Origin of the sequence: Treponema maltophilum ATCC 51939, from assembly GCF_000413055.1 — a bacterium.
Lineage (GTDB): Bacteria > Spirochaetota > Spirochaetia > Treponematales > Treponemataceae > Treponema_C > Treponema_C maltophilum.
In genome coordinates this window covers 1,214,175-1,233,874 of sequence record NZ_KE332518.1, presented here as the reverse complement: position 1 = coordinate 1,233,874, position 19,700 = coordinate 1,214,175, and the positions used below count along the sequence as shown (strand labels likewise).

Genomic DNA, 19,700 nt, shown 5'->3' with positions numbered 1-19,700 from the left:
ATGTTATTACCATTCCTTTAAAATCTTTTTTGCGACGTCGTGGCCGTACAGGTAGTTCGGGCCGAAACCGCACGTGTTTACCCAACCGCTTGCAAAATCGAGGTTCGGTATAAAAGTGTCGCGCGGATAAAAGAACACGGACGACTTTAAATCCTGTTCGTAGCCGTAAATGGCGCCTCCCGGATGGTTCAAATAGCGCATGTGCGTAAGCGGCGTTGCAACTTCCAATTCTTCGATATGGCTTCTGAAGCCCGGATAGCGTTTTTCGAGCCGGTCGATAATCGTATTCGCCGCATCGTATTTCGCTTTATAGTACTGTTCGGGCGAAAGTTTTTCCCACGCTTCGCCGTATTTGAGTGTACCGGCCGTAACGATGCTTGTGCCTTCGGGAGAAACTTTCGGATCGTCAACCGTATAGCAGGTGGAAACGATCGGGTCTATCGCCGTATCCAATTCATACGAATTCATAAAATCGCGGTTTGCATCCAAGCTGTCGTAGGTTAAATTGAACGAATCGGTAAAGCCGACTTCTTCGGGCGGGCAGTCCAAACCGATAAAGCAGGTGAGCGCAGAAATGCCGACCGTGTACGCTTTTAAATATTCGCGCGCTTTTTTCGGAATGTCTTTTTCGTCGAGCAGGTTCGCATAGGTTGCAGTCGGCGAAATATTGGAAATAACTTTTTCGCAGCGGTATTTTTCGCCGTTTTCGTCGATAACGCCTGCGGCCTTGCCGCCTTCCAACACGATTTTTTGTATGCCCGTGTTAAAGAATACCGAACCGCCGGCTTTTTTTATCGCTTCGGTTAAAGCCTGCGAGATAACTTGCGAGCCGCCGCGAAGATAAAAGGGCTTATCTTCGGTGTAAATATAGGTACAGCGGGCGAGAATCGTAAACGGAAAGCGTTCCGGCGGCATTCCCATAAAGCACCAGTACGCCGAAAGGCACAGCTGTAATTCTTTGCTTTTGAAGAATTCGTTCAGCACATCGTCGGTGCTTTTGACGGCATATTTTGCAAGCGTCGGATACAGTTTGGGAAAAAGCGCTTTCATAATCAGCTTTTTCGGCGCGGGCGGTTCGCCGGATTTTTTACCTTTGCGCGAACTTTCGGCGCTCTTTTTGGTAAACGCGATAATTTCTCTGTTGAATTCCCATACCGTTTCGTAGTATTTATGTATGGCTTCTTTTTCTTCGGGAAAGGCCTTTACAAGGGTTTGTTCGGCTTTTTCTCTGTCTGCCGGAAGGGCAACTCCTTTTCCGCCGGGCAAATTGATTTTGTACAACGATTCTATTTGTATCCAATCGATTTTATCGGTTATGCCGTATTCGTCGAAAAGCTTGCGCAAATCTCCGGGCTGTTCCGGCGTTCCCATTGAACTTAATTGGTGCAGGGCAACTTCGAATTCGAACCGGCCGCGGCAAAAGCTTGTTCCGCATCCGCCGGGAATATTGTGTTTTTCGAACACGGCGACTTTTTTCCCGGCACGCGCCAAGGTAAGAGCCGCCGAAAGGCCGCCGTTTCCCGCGCCTATAATGATTGCGTCATATTGTGGCATGGTTTTCCTCTAGTTTAATTTATGCATAATCGCAAACGCACAGGGAACGGCGAGTAAAGCCAAGTTGATAATCATCAAAACCGCCTGTACGCCGGTTTTTTGGCTTGCTTTGACAAAGGCCGTCATCTTTTCGTTTTTTAATTTTTCTTCAAAAATTTGTTTGCACGAAATTTGCAAAATGCCGCCGCAGGTAAGCGAGTTGGCGCGGAACACAAGCCACAATCCGGGGTTGCGCGTAATGATGCAGCCTAAAAGCGGCATACCGAGAATGGCGAAGTGCAAATACGCGATAGCGGGACTGAATTCGTCGGTTACGAAAATCCAATTCCAAATCGTGTATGCGATAATCCAGCATACGGTTCCCCAAAATGCATACTGTGCCGTCGGCGCGCTGTTGTTCGCTTCGTAAATATATGAAAAAGCAAAACTTTTACCCGAAAGGTTTACCCATGAGGGAGCCAAGGCCAAAACGGAAGCGGCAAGAACAAGGCCGGTTACAAAGTTAAAATATTTTTTATATTTTAAATCGGTAAAGGTTGCTTCGAGAATGTTGATGCTCAAAAACGCCAAGACGACATACACAAACCACAAACCGCCGATATTTGCAAAATAGTCCATAAATACCGCAACGACGATAACCGTGCGCAGTACGATAAGCGTGGACAGTTTTAATTTTTCGAAAAATACCGTTTTCAAATAAATCAAAACCAAAAAGGGAAGCACGACATTAACGGGAATATTCGCCCAAACGGGAAAATACGACGTTAAAAACGAGACAATCGTGATAATGATTGCCGAGCACAGCCATAGCGCAAAATGCGGAATTTTTACCGCTGCCATGCGATCCTGAAAACTGTTCATAGATACCTCTTGTGAATAAAATAAGTATTTTATATGGATATAGTATTATATATATAAAAAGTAATAAATACAAGAGGCTTTGTTACTTTTTATGGATTTTTTTGCGATTTTCCGCGCGGCTTCAATGACGTTAAAAATCCGAAAAGACCTTTTTTCGGTTTTGCCTCTCCGTCGTCGGAATCGTTTTCGCTTTTATCCTGCCCGATAATATTTTCGTATATTTGCTTTACGGTTTCGCTTCCGGCCGACATAATCGTATTTTTTTCGACGCCGACAAATAAACCGCTCACTTCGTTTTTGCGCTCGCTTATCGGGAAAAAGTGAAACGTATATTTTTCGCCTTTTTCGGTACGTTCCGAGCGGCTCTGCGATATTTCGGTAAAAATATCGTCATAGTGTATGTCCGGATACAAGTCGGAAAATTGGGCGCCTGCGATGTTTTTTCTTGCAGCTGCGGAATTTTTTTCCGTGCCGATTTTTTCGAATCCCTTGGATTCGAATCCCTTGGAAACGTATTTTATAAAACCGGAATCGTTGACGATGAGAAAGGGCTCCGATGAAGCGCTGCAAGCCAAACGCAGCGCACGGTCGAGAAACACGATTCTGCTTGCGCGCTTTTCGCTTATATCCAAAATGTTTTCAAAAAAACTTTGAAAGAATTTTCCCAGTTTGCCGAATTCGCCGAAGCGCTTGAGGGCCGCGCCGCTGTTTACGCGCACGAGCTTGTTTATGCGCTGCAGTGCGCTCCGTTTTTGCCGCGAATAAAAAACGATGCTCAAAAAGCAAATGCACAGGACAAGCGCGGCGCACAAAAAAACAAACAAAAGCATTTCCGCAGTTGCTTTGTTTTCGGTTATGAAGGTGCGATAGGCAAAAACACCCGCACCGATCGTTATTCCCGTTGAGGATAAAACGACAAAAATAAACAGCGGCAAGGATATAAACAGCATGATATTTTCCTCTTTTATAAAATCTTTTTAAACTCTTCGATGTCGCTCAGGCGTCCGGCTGCCATTAAAATATCCGAAGCTTCAAATATAAAATTTCCGTCGGGGAATATAATCGCTTCTTCGCTGGTCGGGTTGCCCAAATCGTCGATGTCGGTTTTTACGCGTTTTACCATGCACAAATGCAGGCCGAATTTTTCCTTCAGTTCGGTGTCTTTTAATTTTTTGCCGATAAAGGGTTCCGGCGCGTAAAGTTCGGCAAAGCTGTACTCGCTCGAAATCGGAATCGTTTCGAGAACTTCCGGCGCGAGTAAGCGTTGGGCGAGGGCTTTTCCGCCGCTTTTTTGCAGATTGATAACTTCGTTGGCTCCGACTTGCTTTAAAATCTTTTCGTGAATGTCGGAAATCGCCCTGCTTATAATATACGGAATGCCGCGCTGCTTTAATAAAACCGTTGTGATAATACTCGCTTCAATGTTGTCGCCGACCGTTACGATCCCGACGTCAACATCGTCGAGCGGCGCTTTTTCAAGCGCTTTTTGGTCGGTCGAATCGATGTGCAAAACGGTCGTAACCTTGTTTTTAAAAGACTCGACCAAAGCCGGATCGTTGTCCGCGGCAATAACATCGCCGCCTTTTTCGATTAACGATTCGGCGACCGTTTGCCCGAAAATTCCCAGTCCGAAAACCGCGAAAACTTTTTGCTTAATTCGTGCCATAATTCCTCCTGCATTATCCGGCGCTTTCAGCCGATTGCAATATCCGCTTGCGGCAAATTGATGTTTACCTTATCTTTATTGAAAACGGCGGCCGCCATTATCGTTAAAGCGCCCAGTCGTCCGAAAAACATTAAAAGAATGATTATCGCCTTTCCTGCGACGGAAAGAGAAGTCGTTATACCTGCGGTAAGACCGGTCGCCGTAATTGCCGAAACGACTTCAAACAAAAGCCGGCTCAACCGCGCCGACTTTTCGCTTATCGACAGCAAAAAAACGGCTGCGCATACGACGATGATTCCCGCAACGAAAATAACCGCCGAACTTTTGATTTTGTTTTCGGACACTTGAAAGCGGCCGAGCGTTACCTTGTCTTCGCCCCTGAAAAAGGCGCGGGCCGTCGCGTACAAAACGCTTAAGGTGCCGACTTTTATGCCGCCTGCCGTTCCTCCCGAATTCCCGCCGATGAACATAAGAACGCACATAAATAAATATGTGGGCAGTACGAAATTCGTAAACGGCACCGACGTAAAGCCGGCAGTGCGCAATGTCGCCGATTGAAAAAACGCCGACAAATACTGCTCGGCAAGTCCGTAGGATGCCATCGTGTTGGCGTGTTCAAAAAAATAAAAAAGCAGCGTACCGGCAAGAAGGAGGGCGGCGGTTAAAATCAATACGATGCGCGTGTTTAAACTGAGGCTGCGCTTGTACGGCGTTTTTTGTTTGCGGAAAACGGAAGCGATCCGCTCCGTAAAAAACAGGCGCAGGTCTTTAAGAACGGCAAAGCCGATGCCGCCGAAAATAATCAAAAAAGCGATGGTTAAAAGCACGAGCGGATTCAATCTGAAGCTTTCGAGGCTGTCGTCGTAGAGTGCAAAACCCGCGTTGCAAAAAGCCGACACGGAATGAAAAATCGAATAATAGACGTTTTTTAAACTGAAGCCGAGCGTCGGCATAAAACCGATGAACAGCAATACCGCGCCGATCCCTTCGAATAGAAAGGTGGCGGCGACTATTTCCAATACGGTTGAGCGCAAACTCGACGAATCGTCTTCGCTGAGCATATAGCTTAAAAGCATTTTGTCCTGAAGCGATATTCTTTTTCCGAAAAGAAAAACCATAAAAAACGATAAAAGCATAATGCCCAAGCCGCCGACTTGCATAAGCAAAATCAATATCGTTTTACCCCAGAGCGTAAAATCGCCCACGGTCGATTTTACAATTAAGCCGTTTACGCATGCGGCCGACGTCGCCGTAAAAAGCGCATCTATAAACGAAATGCCTTTTTCGCCGACGGTACTGATTTTTACCATAAGCAAAAGCGTTCCTCCCAAAATAAGGAACACAAAGCTGAGCAAAATATTGCGCGCGGGATTTGCCGTAAACCGTTCGAAATAATTCGACAGTTTTTTCATGCGCGTATAGGCTTTAAAAATCGTAAACAGATTTCTGAAAAATAAAATAAAAACAGCCCAATTACTCGTTATTATTTTTGAATGCGAAAACTTGCTGAACGCGAACAGAATAATCGTAATCAGCGTAAAAATAAGCGAAAAACGGTTCGACGCTATATACATTCCCTTATATTTGGTCTTCGCAAAGGGAACGATCGTTTCGACGCACAAAATAAGTATAAGCAAGGCATCGACGGCGTTTGTGCATATTTTCAGTAAAAGATTTTTATCGGGAAGCTGCTCCAAAAACAGCGAAACGATACTTAAAATGACGAGTATAAAAATAAAGCGCTGATAGTTTTTCATAATTTTGTATCCGGATTTATGTCCCTATCGGGATGGGCGGTGAAGATTTTAACTTCCCGCTCTTGAACCGCTTTTTCTATAAGCGGGCCGCATTCAAGGTTTTCGTATAATTCGTGCGCTTCTTTAATGTGCGCGCGCAGTACCGGGTGTTGCGGAGCGAACAGCACACAGCAGTCTTCATACGGCAAAATAGAAGTTTCGTATGTGCCGATTTTAATCGCCGTTTCGATTATCTCTTCTTTGTCCATGCCGATAAGCGGCCGTAAAAGTGGAAAGCTGCCGGCACTTTCGGTAACACGTAAGTTTTCGATCGTTTGGCTTGCAACCTGTCCGAGGCTTTCGCCGCTTATAAGGCAGGCCGCCCGCGTTTCTTTTGCGATCATGCTTGCGGCCTTCATCATGCACATGCGTAAAAGCATAGTCGACCAGTTTTCCGGCCCCTTTTGTTTTATGCGCATTTGAACCTCGGTAAACGAAACAATGTGCATAACAAGGCGCATGCCGTATTGCGCAAGGATCGCGGCCAAATCTTCAACTTTTTTTTTCGCTTCGTCCGATGTGTACGGATACGCGTGAAAATACACGCAGTCCACGCTCATACCGCGCCTCATCATGCGGTAGCCGGCAACCGGCGAATCTATGCCGCCGGAAAGCAAAAGCAGGGCTTTGCCGCCCGTTCCGACGGGAAGGCCGCGGTTTGCTTTGTGCGGGTTCGCATACACAAAACAGCGGTCGCGCACTTCGATATAAATGGTTGCATCCGGGTTATGAACATCGACTTTCAGTAAGTTTTCGTCGTATACGTCTGACGCGCCTTCGCGGCAAATTTCGTACGAATTGAGCGGAAACTGCTTGTCGCTTCTTCTTGCTTCCAGCTTAAAACTTGCGGCGCCGTTTTGTTTTGCTTCGAGCGCTTTTTTATATACGGCTTTTTTTATCGATTCAATATTTTTTTCGCAAATATCAGCCTTTGCCCAGCCGGCTATGCCGATTACGTGTTTAAGCGCGTATTCGATTTGTGCGGAAAAAGATTCGGGAGCTTCTATGTACATTCGGTTCGCATAGAGCGAAACCTTCGCTTCGGTTTTCGTCAAATATGATTTAACGTTTACTCGAAGCGCCTTTTCAAAAAGGCGGATGTTCGCTCCTTTTAAAGTCAGCTCGCCGAGTTTTACCAGATAAACGCACGTATTCATACGACATCCATTCTACCGTTTTTTACCTTTATCGTCTATGAATTACGTGTTTTTTCCTGTATACTTTAGCTATGCAGATGAACGTCGATAACAGTTTGCCGGTCAATCTGCCCCTGCTGTTTAAGCTTCGCGCAAAAACCTGTCCGGCCGTAATCGCTCAAGCCGCAAAGAACAAAAGGGGGATTTTCAAATATTACGATTTTAAAACGGTGTACGAAAAAATCCTTTTATTCGCTCTTGCGCTTAAGGAGCTCGGCATAACGAAGGGAACTCATACGGCGCTCATTTCCGATAACCGGCGCGAATGGCTCATTGCCGATTTTGCCCTGTTGTCGCTGGGAGCGGTGGACGTACCGCGCGGCTGCGATTCGACCGCAACCGAACTGCATTATATTATATCCTTTGCGGATTGCACTTTCGGTATTTTCGAAAACATGATTCAGCTGAATAAGCTTTTGGAGAAACCGGTACCGCCTGCGTTAAAAACGGTTATCCTGTTCGAGGACGCAACCGAAGCGGACAAAAACCGTGCGCTTTCTTACGGGCTTAGACTCTACGATTTTCGCAGTCTTATGAAGCGCGGAAAAGAAATCGGTCTTTCCCGCCGTTTTGAAATCGAAAAAACGATGGAAGAAATCGCCGGCTCCGACACCGCGACCATCATATTTACGTCGGGCACGACGAATACTCCTAAAGGCGTTGTTCTTACGCACCGCAATTATATGGCCCAGCTTGAAGTCGTTCACAATGTGCTGACGGTAAAAGAAGGCGACATGTGGCTGAGCGTGCTTCCCGTATGGCACAGCTTTGAACGGATAATGCAGTATATCGCCGTTACGTTAAAAAGCGGCATTGCGTATTCAAAGCCGGCAGCACGCATTATGCTTGCCGATATGGCGCTTATTCGGCCGCAATGGATGTGCGGCGTGCCCCGTTTGTGGGAAGCCTTGGCGCAGGGCATATACCGCTCCGTGCGCAAAGATGGCCGAATGTCTTTTGCCGTTTTTTCATTTTTTATCGAAGCCGGAAAACTCTTTGCGTGGGCAAAAGACCGTATAAGCGGCCGCGTGTGCCGGTATAAAAACTATCCGCGCTTTTTGGATTTTTTTATCGGCATTGTGCCCTATATACTTTTACTGCCCTTGTATGCGGCCGGCGAATTGCTTGTGTACCGGCGCGTGCGTAAACTCTTCGGCGCTCGCATAACGGCCGCCATTTCCGGCGGAGGGGCGCTTCCTTCCGATGTGGACGCTTTTTACCGCGCAATCGGTTTTAAACTTCTTGAAGGCTACGGCATAACCGAAGCCGGCCCCGTATTGTCCGTGCGCGACTGCATTAAACCGCGCTCAAACTGTGTCGGCATTGTATATCCTTCCGCGCAGATAAAAATCGTAAGCGAAAAAAACGGTGCCGTGCTCAGCCGCGAACCGCTCGGCTTCGGTAAAAAAGGACTTGTTTTTGCGCGCGGCGATCAAATAATGAAGGGTTATTACAAGCGCGACGATTTAACGTCTACCGTTATAGACGGCGAACTCTGGCTCAATACGGGCGATTTGGGCATCCTCAGTTTTGATAACGAAATCAAAATTATCGGGCGCGCAAAGGACGCCATCGTGCTTTTGGGCGGAGAAAACGTCGAACCGGCCGCCGTCGAAAAAGCCCTGTGCATGAGCCGGTTTATAGAAACCGCCTATGTAACCGGTCAGGATCAAAAGCATTTGAGCGCGCTGATTGTCCCCGACAGGGAAGCCCTTTATGATTTTGCGCTTCGCTGCGGCCTTTTGTACTGCGATTATGCCGACTTATTGCATCAGCCCGACGTACACGCGCTTATCCGCGCCGAAATCGACAAGACGGTAAACGCCGATACGGGATTCCGCCCCTGCGAGCTCATCCATCGATTTTGTCTTTTGCCCGACAGCTTTTCCGTCGGGCGCGAGCTTTCGGCAAAGCGGGAATTTATGCGCTATAAAATCGATAAAATATACGCCAAAGAGATACGTTCTCTTTTTTAAGCGCCTTTTTGCCGATATTTAAATGTATGAGTTTTTTGCGCCGGCCCGCCATCGTATATTTGTTTGCGTTTCTCTTTGCGCTGATTGCATTGCTCTGCATCGCTCAAACGGCCGATGCGGATTCGACTTTGTCCAAGGCTGCCGATGCGGTACAACCGCGTTCCGACATGGAGCGGTCTTCGCTTGGCGGCATTTGGGAAAATCCCGAGCGCATTATACTTTTCCGCGAGAATGATAACGGCGACAACGATAATAACGACGGTACCGGCAAAACCGGCACTGACAATACCGGCGGCTCCAAGGGCGCGTTTTCGGCGCACATCGTGCTTAAACCGTTTTACCGCTATTACTATGACGGCATCTATGAGCCGCATTCCGATACGGACGGTATGCCGCTGGCCATATTTGACGACGGTTTGTATCTGCGGTTTTGGTCCGCCGTACCGGCTGACGACGGAACCGGCGTGTTTTGGCGTCCGGAAACAAACAGAAACGAGTTTACAATCGACAGTATTCCCGTTCAAACGGAACTAAAAGCCTATTATACCGACGACTCGGATGTATACGAAATACGCTATTGGCGCACCAAAGCCGATTACGCCGACGAAAAAGCCGAATTGGAAACGGACGATAAAATCATTTCGGTAGACAAATATATCGCAATAGGAGATACGGTTTACACATGCGCCGTCGGACGAAGAATTCGCATACGCAATCCGCAAAAACTCACGTCGCTGCCGAACGGTTTCCGCATAAGCGCCGACGGCAAACTGCTTGTGTTCGGTAAACCGTATATGACGCGCTCAACTATCGAAAACCTCGAAGACGAAATTAAAACGCATAATTCCATAATATATCCGCCGCACGACGGGCGTGCGCACTTTGTCGAACCGTCCATCTATAAAAAATTGGAAAACATGAGCATTGAAGATTTGAGCTTGAACCGGCAAAAGGGCAGGGTACGGTAAAAGCGGATGATGGGAGTCGAACCCACGTCTTCAGCTTGGAAGGCTGAGATAATAGCCGTTATATGACATCCGCAAAACGCCGCATTTTCAGCGACTTACACAGGATACCGAAAACGAGAGCGCGTGTCAAGCATCGTTTTGAGGCAAGTTTTTGTGAAGCCACGAACTGAATTCCCCGTAGTCGTTTTTCATAGGGACGGAATTATCCGGCAAATTAAGGATTTTTTCCAAGCGGTCGGGCATGGGCGGTTCTCTGCCGATTGCCCGCTTAACTGTTTCGCCGAATTTTGCGGGGTGTGCCGTTTCAAGTAAAATTCCTACAGCCTTATTGTCGATTACCGCTTGAGCCCACGAAGGAAGATTCGGCGTCAAACCCGGATTTTCCGGATTGTTCGGAAAGCCCGACATAAGCTTGAGCATGCCGTCTTTTCTGATATCGTACCACGCTTTCCATCCTACGGCGCCGTGCGGGTCCATAATGTAACCCGTGCGTTCATGGCAGCTCGCTATTCCCTGCAGCGTTCCTTCGTCGTCGGTCCAATAGGTGGCAAGCAGCTTTTTTATTTCGTCCAGCGTATACATGGCGGTTATACGCTCGTGATTGCTCGGCGCGCCGACGTCCATTGCGTTTGAAAGGGTTAAAACCGAAGGTCGCGGTTCGTAACGGCCGGTTGCCATCCAATCCGGAACCGTTTTATTCGAATTCGTTGCGGCAATAAAACCGGTAATCGGTGCGCCCATTTCTTTTGCAATAAAGCCCGACGTTAAATTGCCGAAATTGCCCGACGGAACGACGGCAATAATTGCCGGATTTTCTATTTTGTTGTCGTGCATGCTTCGGCACGAAACCGACAAAGCGGCGTACATGTAGTAAAAACTTTGCGGCAAAAGCCGTGCAATGTTTATGGAATTCGCCGACGAAAGCCGGAATGCTTTGCGCAGTTTTTGATCGATAAAAGCCGTTTTTACGAGGCGCTGGCAGTCGTCGAAGGTACCTTCGACGGCAAGGGAGCGCACGTTGCCCGTAAAGGTCGAAAGCTGCTTTTCCTGCAGCCGGCTTATTTTGCCCTTCGGATATAAAATCGTTACGCTTATACCGTCTATTCCCTGAAAAGCGCTTCCGACTGCGCTTCCCGTATCGCCTGAAGTTGCGACCAAAATGTGCAGGTTTTCTTTTTCGCCGCGGTTAAAATACGCCATTAAGCGCGCCATAAAGCGCGCGCCGAAATCTTTAAAAGCGCATGTCGGCCCGTGAAAAAGCTCGAGTACATACGTAACCGGATCCACCGGCACTACCGGCGCATTAAACGGGTAACAATCGGCGATAATTGCCTGCAAATCGTTTTCGGGAATTTCGCCGGCGCAATAGAGTTTTGCAATTTCAAAAGCTATGTCGCGAAACGACGGCGAAAAACCGCGTTCGAGCAGGGAAGGACTCAATTTGGGAATTCGAACCGGAATGTATAGGCCGCCGGTAGCCGGATTCATGCCGCTTAAAACGGCTTCTTTCAGATTTGTCCGTATCGAATTATCTCTTGTATCGGTATATTCCATAACTGTTTCCCCGGCTTTTAATTAAAAATGATAATAGATATAATCGACCAGAGCCGGAGCCATCAGCGTATTGCGGATGCGGTCCATAAGCAGCCATTCGTTTTTTTCTTTGGCGGTAAAGCTTTGCGTCGTTTGCAGTATGATTTCCGAATTTGCCATATTCATAATGCGGATATCGGCGCGCAGCGTCGTTTCGTACAGTCCGTCTTCGCCCTTGGTAACCGGCGTTTCGTGCTTTACGGTACCGAATATCAAATAATTGATGCTGCCGCCGAACAAAGCCGAAGCGTGCCGGTACAGCGATTGTACATTGCCGTTGTGTACATCGTCGACAAAATCGGAATTGCCGGCGCTGCGGAAGCCTTTCCTGTACAGCGCTTTCAGTATTGCCGAAGACGAAAGACTGTTTGTCGTAATCGGTTTTCCCGCTTGCGTATAATCGAGTATCGAAAGCGACAAGGATTTATTCGTTTTATCCGTGCGGACACGGTAGGGGATTTTTACGGCGTGTTCTTCGGCGTATTGCAAAACGCGTTCGTCCTGTACGCTTGCAGCCGGGTAAAACGAAACATCGGCAATGCACGAAAATTCGGGAATCGGACAGGTAAAATGTACGGTTCCGTTTTCATCGCTTTGAATGTCTTCCGTTGCAAACAGAATTCTGTTTTCGATGCGGTTCGAAGGATACTTTACCGTAACGACAACTCCCGGCGCCTTATTGCCCTGCGCGTCGGTTACCGAAACGGAAAAGTCCGATGTAAAAGCGCTGCCGCTTTTCGTTTCCGCCGGAGCGTTTTGCACTTTTAAACGGAGATTTTCGGACAGCGCTTTATATTCTTCAAGCGGATCGGGAGCTGCGCTTTCTTCGGGGACTTCTTCGATTTGAGGCTGAACCACCGTCAGTTTTTTTGCTCCGGTGTTTTCCTGTGCCGGCTTCGCATTTTTTTCAGGTGTCTGAACTCCGACTTCTTCGGCAGGCGGTTCGGAAACCGCGGGTTTCGGCGAAGATACGCACGAAAAGAAAAGTACTGCAAAACAGCACCCCGAAAGACAAAGTATATGTTTTAAACATACGCGCATATAAAACTCCAAAATAAAATATATCTATAATTGTAACCGCGAACCGTATGAATTTCAATATCAAAATCGCTGTTTTTTGTTTTTTTACTTGATAAGAAAATATTGACAGAAGAATTATGAAGTGCTATAGTCTGCATCTTAGTTAAGACTAACTAAAATATCTTAGATGTTTTTTATAAAGAATTATAAAAGGAGTATATTCTATGAAAAAAGAACGGTTACTATTATTAGCTGTAACTTCCGTTATTATTTGTCTTAGTGCGTGCGGCAAGTCACGGCAAGAAGTAAGTAAGCAAGATTTAACAGTTCCGGAGCGCTTGATTAACAAAGAAGAAGTGCGTATAGCAATACCGACGGCTAAATTTGAAGGCGGATTTGACCCGTGCAGCGGTTGGGGAACTTTCGGCGGAGATCCGATTTTCCAATCTACATTGACGCGGGTAGATGCAAATAATAATCTTGGTTACGACATTGCTACGGAATACAAAGTTTCCGAAGACAAAAAAATATGGGAATTTACCATTCGAGATGATGTAATGTGTCATGACGGACAAAAACTCACAGCGAAAGACGTAGCTTTTACTTATAATAAAGCCAAAGAGTTAGGCTTGGCGATGGATTTTTCTTTTCTTGTGAAAGCGGAAGCAACGGATGAAACACATGTACAATTTGAGTTAAATACGCCGAATTCTTCATTTTTATACTACACATCGGTTTTAGGGATTGTTCCGGAGCATGCTTACGGAAAAGGCTATGCGGAAAATCCCATTGGAAGCGGACCGTATAAATTTATTTTTGAAGATAACGGCAGTCAATTGATTATGGAAAAAAACGAGCAATACTATAAACCTTTTGACGGATTTAAAAGAGTAGTTCTTCTTTCGATGAAAAAAGATCAAGCTTATGCCGCAGTACAAGCCGGAGAGGTCGATGTTGCCAATGTAGAGAATAATCTTGCTAAAGAAAATATTCCGGGGTACCGCTTGGAAAGGCTTGCTTCTTTTGATTTTAGAAATATCAGTATGCCCCAAGTAAAACCTCGTACTCTTGCGGACGGGAGAAAAGTAGGAAATGAGATTACGTCGGAATTAACCATTCGAAAAGCCATTGCGGTGGGTATCAGCCGCGAAGAGATTGTAAAGAATGCACTTTACGGCTATGGAGAAGTCGCCTTTGATATGTTTGATAGACTACCGTGGGGTATTAAAAAAGAATTCAAAGATTTCAAAGACGGTAATGTTGAAAAAGCAATAAAAATTCTTGAAGATGACGGGTGGGTGTTAAACGGCGATGTTCGAGAAAAAGACGGAAAGAAGGCGGAGTTTACATTGATGTATCCTACGGGAAGTCTTCACCAATTGATTGCAAATGCTTTTGCCGAAGAAGTTAAAAAATTAGGAATCCGTGTCACTCCGGAAGGATTAAGCTGGACGGACATTGCTCCCCGCATTCGAAAAGATCCCTGTGTTTTTGAAGGCGGATTTTATAATCCGGACAGAATACAGGGAGCTTATCAAAGTAAATATGCTTTTAGCAATTCATGGGATAACGTGAGCGCATATCAAAATCCCGTGGTAGATAAGCACATTGAAGCCGCTTTAACGGAAAAGGATCCGGATAAATCAATAGAAGAATGGAAAAAGGCTCTTTGGGACGGTAAAACAGGAGGAAGCATTCTTGGCGATTGCGGCTATATCACGATTTGTTATTTGGAGCATCTGTATTTTGTACGTGACGGTGTAGATATAGGCAATCAACGTGTTCATCCGCATGATCACGGAATTCCCATTACCGCAAATATTGACGAATGGACTTATAAAAAATGAAATATTCCGGGAAAATACTGATACGATTTATTTCCCTTATATTAGCTGTCTTATTATTGACTTTCGGCCTTATGGAGGTTTCTCCGATGGATCCGGTTGAAACTTATATAGGGAGCATTAAGCGTATCAGTACGGAACAAAGACAAACGGTTCGTGAACGTTGGGGCGTGGATAAACCGCTTTCTACGAAGATTTTAAATTGGACAAAAAATGCAATCAAAGGTGATTTTGGATATTCCGTTACTTTTGAAAAAGATGTTTCCGAAATTATACGGCAGGCGCTTTCAAATTCTTTGCTTTTAATTTTAACCGCTTGGATTTTGAGTTTTGTATTTGGAGTCCTTTTGGGCGTATGGGCGGCAATTCGCCAAAATCGTTTGGCAGATCGTGTAATTAAAACGATAGCATATCTTTTCAGCTCCATTCCCTCTTTTTGGTTCGGAATATTGCTTTTACTTATATTCAGTGTAAAGTTAAAATGGTTTCCGATAGGATATTCTTCTCCGATAGGAAAGGCGGAGCAGGTTCTATTTTCCGAAAAATTATACCATATGATACTCCCCGCACTAACTTTAAGCATAATGGAAATTTCTACGATTTGCCTTTATGCACGGGAAAAGTTGATTGAAGTATTGGACAGTGATTACGCTCTGTATGAATACGCTCGAGGAAAATCCGTCATAGAAGTCATCAAAGAACATGGAATCCGAAATATTCTTTTGCCTGTTGTAACATTACAATTCGGTTCGATCAATGAAATCATAGGCGGTACTCTTTTAATTGAATCGATTTTCAGCTATAACGGAATCGGACGAATTACAATTAAAGCGGGGTTAAGAGGAGACCTTCCTCTTATCCTTGCCATCACAATTGTTACGGCAACCATTGTATTTGTCGGAAATTTAATTGCCAACATGCTTTATCCTCTTATTGATCCGCGGATTAAGGAAGAGGTGGCGAATTGAAAAATTTACGTATTCGTACATTATTTATGATATGCTTTGCGGCAATATTACTGTCGGTAATATACATATGGGGATCTGTTTTACCGAAAGAACTATACGATGTCAATTTTAATATGCGGGATGCAGCTCCGTCATGGAATCACATTTTCGGCTGTGATTGGATGGGGCGTGACATGTTTTATCGTACATTAAACGGAATGACCATTTCCATACGTATAGGTCTTTTTGCCTCCGTCATTTCTTGTATTATTGCGATTATATTTGGTATTGGCGCAGCGACATTGGGAGAAAAAGTTGATCAGTTTATTTTGTGGTTGATTGATCTTTTTCAGGGAATGCCGCATATGATTTTCCTGATTTTTATTTCGATTTTATTGGGGAAAGGAGTGCGTGGTATTCTTATAGGTGTAGCGTTGATTCACTGGCCGCGATTAGCGCGGGTTGTACGCGCGGAGATTTTTTCCATAAAGAAACGACCTTATATTTTAATCAGTGAGAAACTCGGAAAAGGGAAAATGTACATTGCTACACATCACATTTTTCGACATATTATTCCGCAGTTCATCATCGAGTTGATTTTGCTGTTTCCACATGCTATTTTACATGAATCTGCAATTACTTTTTTGGGATTCGGTATACCTCCCGACCGCCCCGCAATCGGAGTTATTCTTTCGGAATCAATGAGATATCTTACGCAGGGTAGTTGGTGGCTTTCCGTGTTCCCCGGGCTTATGCTTTTGAGTATAGTGCTTTTGTTTGATACCATCGGAAATAATCTTTCAAAGCTTATTCAGGCAAAAAGTGCTCAGCTGTAGCAAGGGGGGATATATGTCCATACTTAAAGTAGAACATCTTAAAGTTCAATTTCAAATGTATATCGGAAGATTGTCTCAAATACAACAACAAACTATTCATGATGTTTCTATTGAATTGGAGAAAGGAGAAATTCATGCGGTTATCGGAGAATCGGGAGGAGGAAAATCTCTTCTTGCGCATGCCATCCTTGGGATTTTGCCGATAAATGCTGAAACGGAAGGAAAAATTTATTATAAGGGAAATCTTTTAGAGTCGAAAAACATGGTTGATTTTTGCCGCGCCCATATCGGGTTTATTCCTCAGTCAATCAGTTTTCTCGATCCGTTAAAAAAAACGAGATACTACATGCAGGAAGGTAAAAAGAAATCCGAATATGCAAAAAAATATGGATTATTCGGCTTAAATGAAGAGGATTTACAAAAATACACATTTCAGCTTTCAGGAGGGATGGCTCGCAGGGTATTGGTTTATAGCGGGATTATGAATGATAAAGAGATTATTATTGCAGATGAACCGACACCGGGACTGAATAATGCACTGGCAAAAGAGATCTTAAATGTTTTACGCGATATGGCGAATGACGGAAAATCAGTGCTTCTTATTACACATGATATCGATGTTGTTATGGATGTTGCGGATCGGATTTCCGTTTTTTACGGCGGCCGAATTTTGGAAACCGTAAGCGTTGAGCGTTTTAAATCCGGTCAATTGGAACATCCTTATACTCGTGCAATATATGAAAGTCTTCCTCAAAACGGTTTTAAAAATATAGAATTTGATGAAATCAAAAAAGAATGTGAACAGATGGGCCTTCCCTTTGAAAGGAGCGTCATATTGTGTTAGAGTTGAAAAATATTACCTTCCGCTATTTGAAAGATAAACCGATATTTGAAGATTTTAATTTAAAACTGGATACGGATAAAATTATCGGGCTTTGCGGACCGAGCGGATTTGGGAAATCTACATTGGCAAAGCTTATTGCAGGATATATTAAACCTTTAAAAGGTGAAATTCTATATAACGGGAAATCTTTTGAAAAAGGGTATCAAAAGATTCAATTGATATATCAACATCCGGAATTGGCAATTGATCCGTTATGGCATATGCATGAAGTTCTTTCCGAAGGAAATGAGATTTCTCAAAGAGTGCTTAAAAACATGGGAATAAAAGAAGAATGGAGAGAGCGTTTCCCTAAGGAATTAAGCGGAGGAGAATTACAGAGGCATTCAATTGCCAGAGCATTGGGAAAAGGTACTGAGTATATTATTTGTGATGAAATAACAACGATGTTGGATCCTATTTCTCAAGCATCTTTATGGCACGGTTTGATTAAAGAAATAAAAAAAAGAAACATCGGGTTGTTGGTTATTACACATAATTTATATTTAGCGGAAAAAATTTGCGATTCAATTATAAAATTGGATAAACCGTGTTAATAAATTTTTCCGAAATCTATAAAAAACATCCTTCCGGCAGCTTATGCCGTCCTTTATGCTGATTGACAAACAGGAAACGAAATGAAATAATAAAACTATACGCATAAGGAAACTATTCTGCATGAGAGGAACACAGGCGCGCATTCACCTTGCCAATTTGGAACACAATATCCGTCAAATTAAAAAAAATTGCAAAGCAAAGCTGTGCATTTCGGTAAAGGCGAATGCATACGGACACGGATCCGTATGCGTTGCGCGAAAGGTATTGGAGTGCGGTGTGGATTATCTTGCCGTTGCATCCGTCGACGAAGGGCGTTTGCTGCGCGAAGAGGGAATTACGGCTCCGATTTTGTTGTTCAGCCTTACCGTTCCCGAAGAAATTCCCGATATAATCCGCCTGAAGCTGACGCCCTTTGTGTTCGATGAAGAATGTATCGATTTATTGGACAATGCGGCGGGAAAATCTTTTGCCGGCGCGCAATATCCCGTTCATTTAAAAATCGATACCGGCATGGCACGCATAGGCTGCAAAAGCGAAGACGCGCCTTCTTTGGCGCGCCGCATATGCGCTTCAAAACATTTGCGTTTGGAAGGCATGTGCACGCACTTTGCCGTTTCGGATTCGCTGAAGCCGGACGATATCGCGTACACGAAAAATCAAATTGCGGTTTTTAAGCAAAGCGCCGATGCGGTTCAAAGAGCGGGCATCGATCCGGGAATCAAACACTGCGCGGCCTCCGGCGGTATTCTCATGTATCCCGAAGCGCATTTCGATATGGTGCGCGCGGGTATTATCGCCTACGGATATTTTCCGTCGGAAGAACTTAAAACGCTGCCTTCAAAGCCCGATCTTAAGCCGGTTATGGAACTCGTCGCGCCGGTCGTGAGCATTAAGGAGCTTAAGGCGGGACAGTCCGTTTCGTACGGCCGTACGTGGACCGCGAAAAAAGATACGCGCATCGCAACAATGCCCATAGGTTACGGCGACGGGCTTTTGCGGAATTTGTCGCCGGGCTTCAGCGTTGCGATACACGGCGAGCGCTATCCGATTGTCGGACGCATTTGCATGGATCAATGTATGGTCGATATAGGCGGATCTTCGCGCGTTAAGAGGTGGGATGAAGCCGTTATTTTCGGGATAAAACCGAATGAACCGACGGCGGAAGACGCCGCAAAATTGCTGCACACGATACACTATGAAATTCTTACCGGAATTTCGGCTCGGGTGCCGCGCGTCGTCTGTTAAAAAGCCCTTCGGCAAAAATCCGCCGAAAGCGCTAACCGCGACTTGAAAAAGCGCGGTACGGTTACCGGATTAAAAATCGATAAAGTATTGCGAGTACCGCTCCCAAAAGTACGAAGGTTGCAATGTAAATCCAAGCGGGCAGCGGATCGTCGCTCCTTTTACGCCGATTTTTATCTTTTGCGGTATCCGCGCCGCCGCGACCGTAACCGGTCATTGCATAGCCGCAGCGCGGGCAGCCTTTGGCAAAGTCCGAATGCTCTCCCGTTTGGCCGCATGCGGGGCAGCGCACGGAAGCAAAAAAACGCCCGCATTTGGGACAGAATTTCGCATCGAGCGGCACTTCCGTATTGCATGATTCGCAAAAGAATTTCGGACGGTGTTTTGCGTTCATAAAAAAAGCATAACGTACTTGGTAAAAAAAATCCAGAGGAAAATCAGTAAAAAATCGTTTTTTATGCCCGGAACAAGACTTGAACTTGCACACCCGTGAAGGCTCTAGTACCTGAAACTAGCGTGTCTACCAATTCCACCATCCGGGCAAATCGTTTAATAACGGTAAAATAATAGTAAAAAATACCTTTCGTGTCAAGTCATCGGTTACGTGATGTAGGGCTTCAGCATGGCTAAAGAACTTGGAAGAAATCGTGCTTAGCAAAAACTTGTGAAAGGAGGCCGTGAATGGCTTATGAGCGAAGCGAATTGCCTGAACGTCCTCCTTTCACGAGTCTATTCGGGAATAGTCCGTTTCTTTACCGGTTTT

At 45.2% G+C, this 19,700-nt stretch carries 17 protein-coding genes and 2 tRNA genes; 8 read left to right on the top strand and 11 right to left on the bottom strand.

The window, feature by feature from the left end; all coding sequences use genetic code 11:
• Window positions 1–6: 6 nt before the first annotated feature.
• The 6 genes from HMPREF9194_RS05540 to thiI all read right to left on the bottom strand — a co-directional run bounded on the left by HMPREF9194_RS05540 (window position 7) and on the right by thiI (window position 7,034).
• Window positions 7–1,554, bottom strand: a complete 1,548-nt coding sequence (locus HMPREF9194_RS05540; RefSeq protein WP_016525398.1) for a phytoene desaturase family protein — start codon at window positions 1,552–1,554, stop codon at window positions 7–9.
• A 9-nt stretch (window positions 1,555–1,563) separates the two neighbouring features.
• On the bottom strand, window positions 1,564–2,415 hold the full coding sequence (locus HMPREF9194_RS05535) for a DUF5692 family protein (protein WP_016525397.1): 852 nt from the start codon (window positions 2,413–2,415) through the stop codon (window positions 1,564–1,566).
• A gap of 89 nt (window positions 2,416–2,504) precedes the next feature.
• Window positions 2,505–3,365 carry a hypothetical protein gene (locus tag HMPREF9194_RS05530; protein WP_016525396.1) on the bottom strand — a complete coding sequence of 287 codons (861 nt, stop codon included), beginning with the start codon at window positions 3,363–3,365 and terminating at the stop codon, window positions 2,505–2,507.
• Between the two features lie 14 nt (window positions 3,366–3,379).
• Window positions 3,380–4,081: a potassium channel family protein gene (locus HMPREF9194_RS05525; protein WP_016525395.1), complete on the bottom strand. Its 702-nt coding sequence runs from the start codon at window positions 4,079–4,081 to the stop codon at window positions 3,380–3,382.
• Window positions 4,082–4,107: 26 nt separating this feature from the next.
• Complete coding sequence (locus HMPREF9194_RS05520; protein WP_016525394.1) at window positions 4,108–5,838, bottom strand: potassium transporter TrkG; 1,731 nt, start codon at window positions 5,836–5,838, stop codon at window positions 4,108–4,110.
• Complete coding sequence (thiI, locus tag HMPREF9194_RS05515) at window positions 5,835–7,034, bottom strand: tRNA uracil 4-sulfurtransferase ThiI (RefSeq protein WP_016525393.1); 1,200 nt, start codon at window positions 7,032–7,034, stop codon at window positions 5,835–5,837. The genes HMPREF9194_RS05520 and thiI overlap by 4 nt, the downstream gene beginning before the upstream one ends.
• 71 nt (window positions 7,035–7,105) lie before the next feature.
• On the opposite strand from thiI, the gene HMPREF9194_RS05510 reads away from it, so the two are divergent.
• Entirely contained in the window at window positions 7,106–9,049 is a 1,944-nt protein-coding gene (locus HMPREF9194_RS05510; RefSeq protein WP_016525392.1) for an AMP-dependent synthetase/ligase, read from the top strand.
• 26 nt (window positions 9,050–9,075) lie between these two features.
• Window positions 9,076–10,017 carry a hypothetical protein gene (locus HMPREF9194_RS05505; protein ID WP_016525391.1) on the top strand — a complete coding sequence of 314 codons (942 nt, stop codon included), beginning with the start codon at window positions 9,076–9,078 and terminating at the stop codon, window positions 10,015–10,017.
• A gap of 1 nt (window position 10,018) precedes the next feature.
• Here HMPREF9194_RS05505 and HMPREF9194_RS05500 read toward each other — a convergent pair.
• The 3 genes from HMPREF9194_RS05500 to HMPREF9194_RS05490 form a co-directional block, all read right to left on the bottom strand.
• Window positions 10,019–10,090: transfer RNA gene (locus tag HMPREF9194_RS05500), tRNA-Gly, on the bottom strand.
• Window positions 10,091–10,143: 53 nt separating this feature from the next.
• Window positions 10,144–11,571 carry a threonine synthase gene (gene thrC / locus HMPREF9194_RS05495; protein WP_016525390.1) on the bottom strand — a complete coding sequence of 476 codons (1,428 nt, stop codon included), beginning with the start codon at window positions 11,569–11,571 and terminating at the stop codon, window positions 10,144–10,146.
• A 21-nt stretch (window positions 11,572–11,592) separates the two neighbouring features.
• Window positions 11,593–12,651: a hypothetical protein gene (locus tag HMPREF9194_RS05490; RefSeq protein ID WP_016525389.1), complete on the bottom strand. Its 1,059-nt coding sequence runs from the start codon at window positions 12,649–12,651 to the stop codon at window positions 11,593–11,595.
• Between the two features lie 203 nt (window positions 12,652–12,854).
• Between HMPREF9194_RS05490 and HMPREF9194_RS05485 the strand changes: the two genes are divergently transcribed.
• The 6 genes from HMPREF9194_RS05485 (at window position 12,855) to alr (ending at window position 18,940) form a co-directional block, all read left to right on the top strand.
• On the top strand, window positions 12,855–14,477 hold the full coding sequence (locus HMPREF9194_RS05485; protein WP_016525388.1) for an ABC transporter substrate-binding protein: 1,623 nt from the start codon (window positions 12,855–12,857) through the stop codon (window positions 14,475–14,477).
• An 86-nt stretch (window positions 14,478–14,563) separates the two neighbouring features.
• Window positions 14,564–15,442: an ABC transporter permease gene (locus tag HMPREF9194_RS05480; RefSeq protein ID WP_016525387.1), complete on the top strand. Its 879-nt coding sequence runs from the start codon at window positions 14,564–14,566 to the stop codon at window positions 15,440–15,442.
• Entirely contained in the window at window positions 15,439–16,257 is an 819-nt protein-coding gene (locus tag HMPREF9194_RS05475) for an ABC transporter permease (protein ID WP_051127847.1), read from the top strand. The genes HMPREF9194_RS05480 and HMPREF9194_RS05475 overlap by 4 nt, the downstream gene beginning before the upstream one ends.
• Before the next feature lie 13 nt (window positions 16,258–16,270).
• Window positions 16,271–17,101 (top strand): ATP-binding cassette domain-containing protein, encoded by an 831-nt coding sequence (locus HMPREF9194_RS05470; protein ID WP_016525385.1) that lies wholly within the window; start codon window positions 16,271–16,273, stop codon window positions 17,099–17,101.
• Window positions 17,095–17,694, top strand: coding sequence for an ABC transporter ATP-binding protein (locus HMPREF9194_RS05465; protein WP_016525384.1), 600 nt, complete (start codon window positions 17,095–17,097; stop codon window positions 17,692–17,694). The genes HMPREF9194_RS05470 and HMPREF9194_RS05465 overlap by 7 nt, the downstream gene beginning before the upstream one ends.
• A gap of 121 nt (window positions 17,695–17,815) precedes the next feature.
• The gene (alr, locus tag HMPREF9194_RS05460; RefSeq protein WP_016525383.1) at window positions 17,816–18,940 is read left to right on the top strand and encodes an alanine racemase; all 1,125 of its coding nucleotides are present in this window, start codon (window positions 17,816–17,818) and stop codon (window positions 18,938–18,940) included.
• 61 nt (window positions 18,941–19,001) lie between these two features.
• Here the strand turns inward: alr and HMPREF9194_RS05455 are convergent, their stop codons facing one another.
• Window positions 19,002–19,331: a zinc ribbon domain-containing protein gene (locus HMPREF9194_RS05455; protein WP_016525382.1), complete on the bottom strand. Its 330-nt coding sequence runs from the start codon at window positions 19,329–19,331 to the stop codon at window positions 19,002–19,004.
• Window positions 19,332–19,395: 64 nt separating this feature from the next.
• A tRNA-Leu gene (locus HMPREF9194_RS05450) sits at window positions 19,396–19,479 on the bottom strand.
• Between the last annotated feature and the right edge of the window lie 221 nt (window positions 19,480–19,700).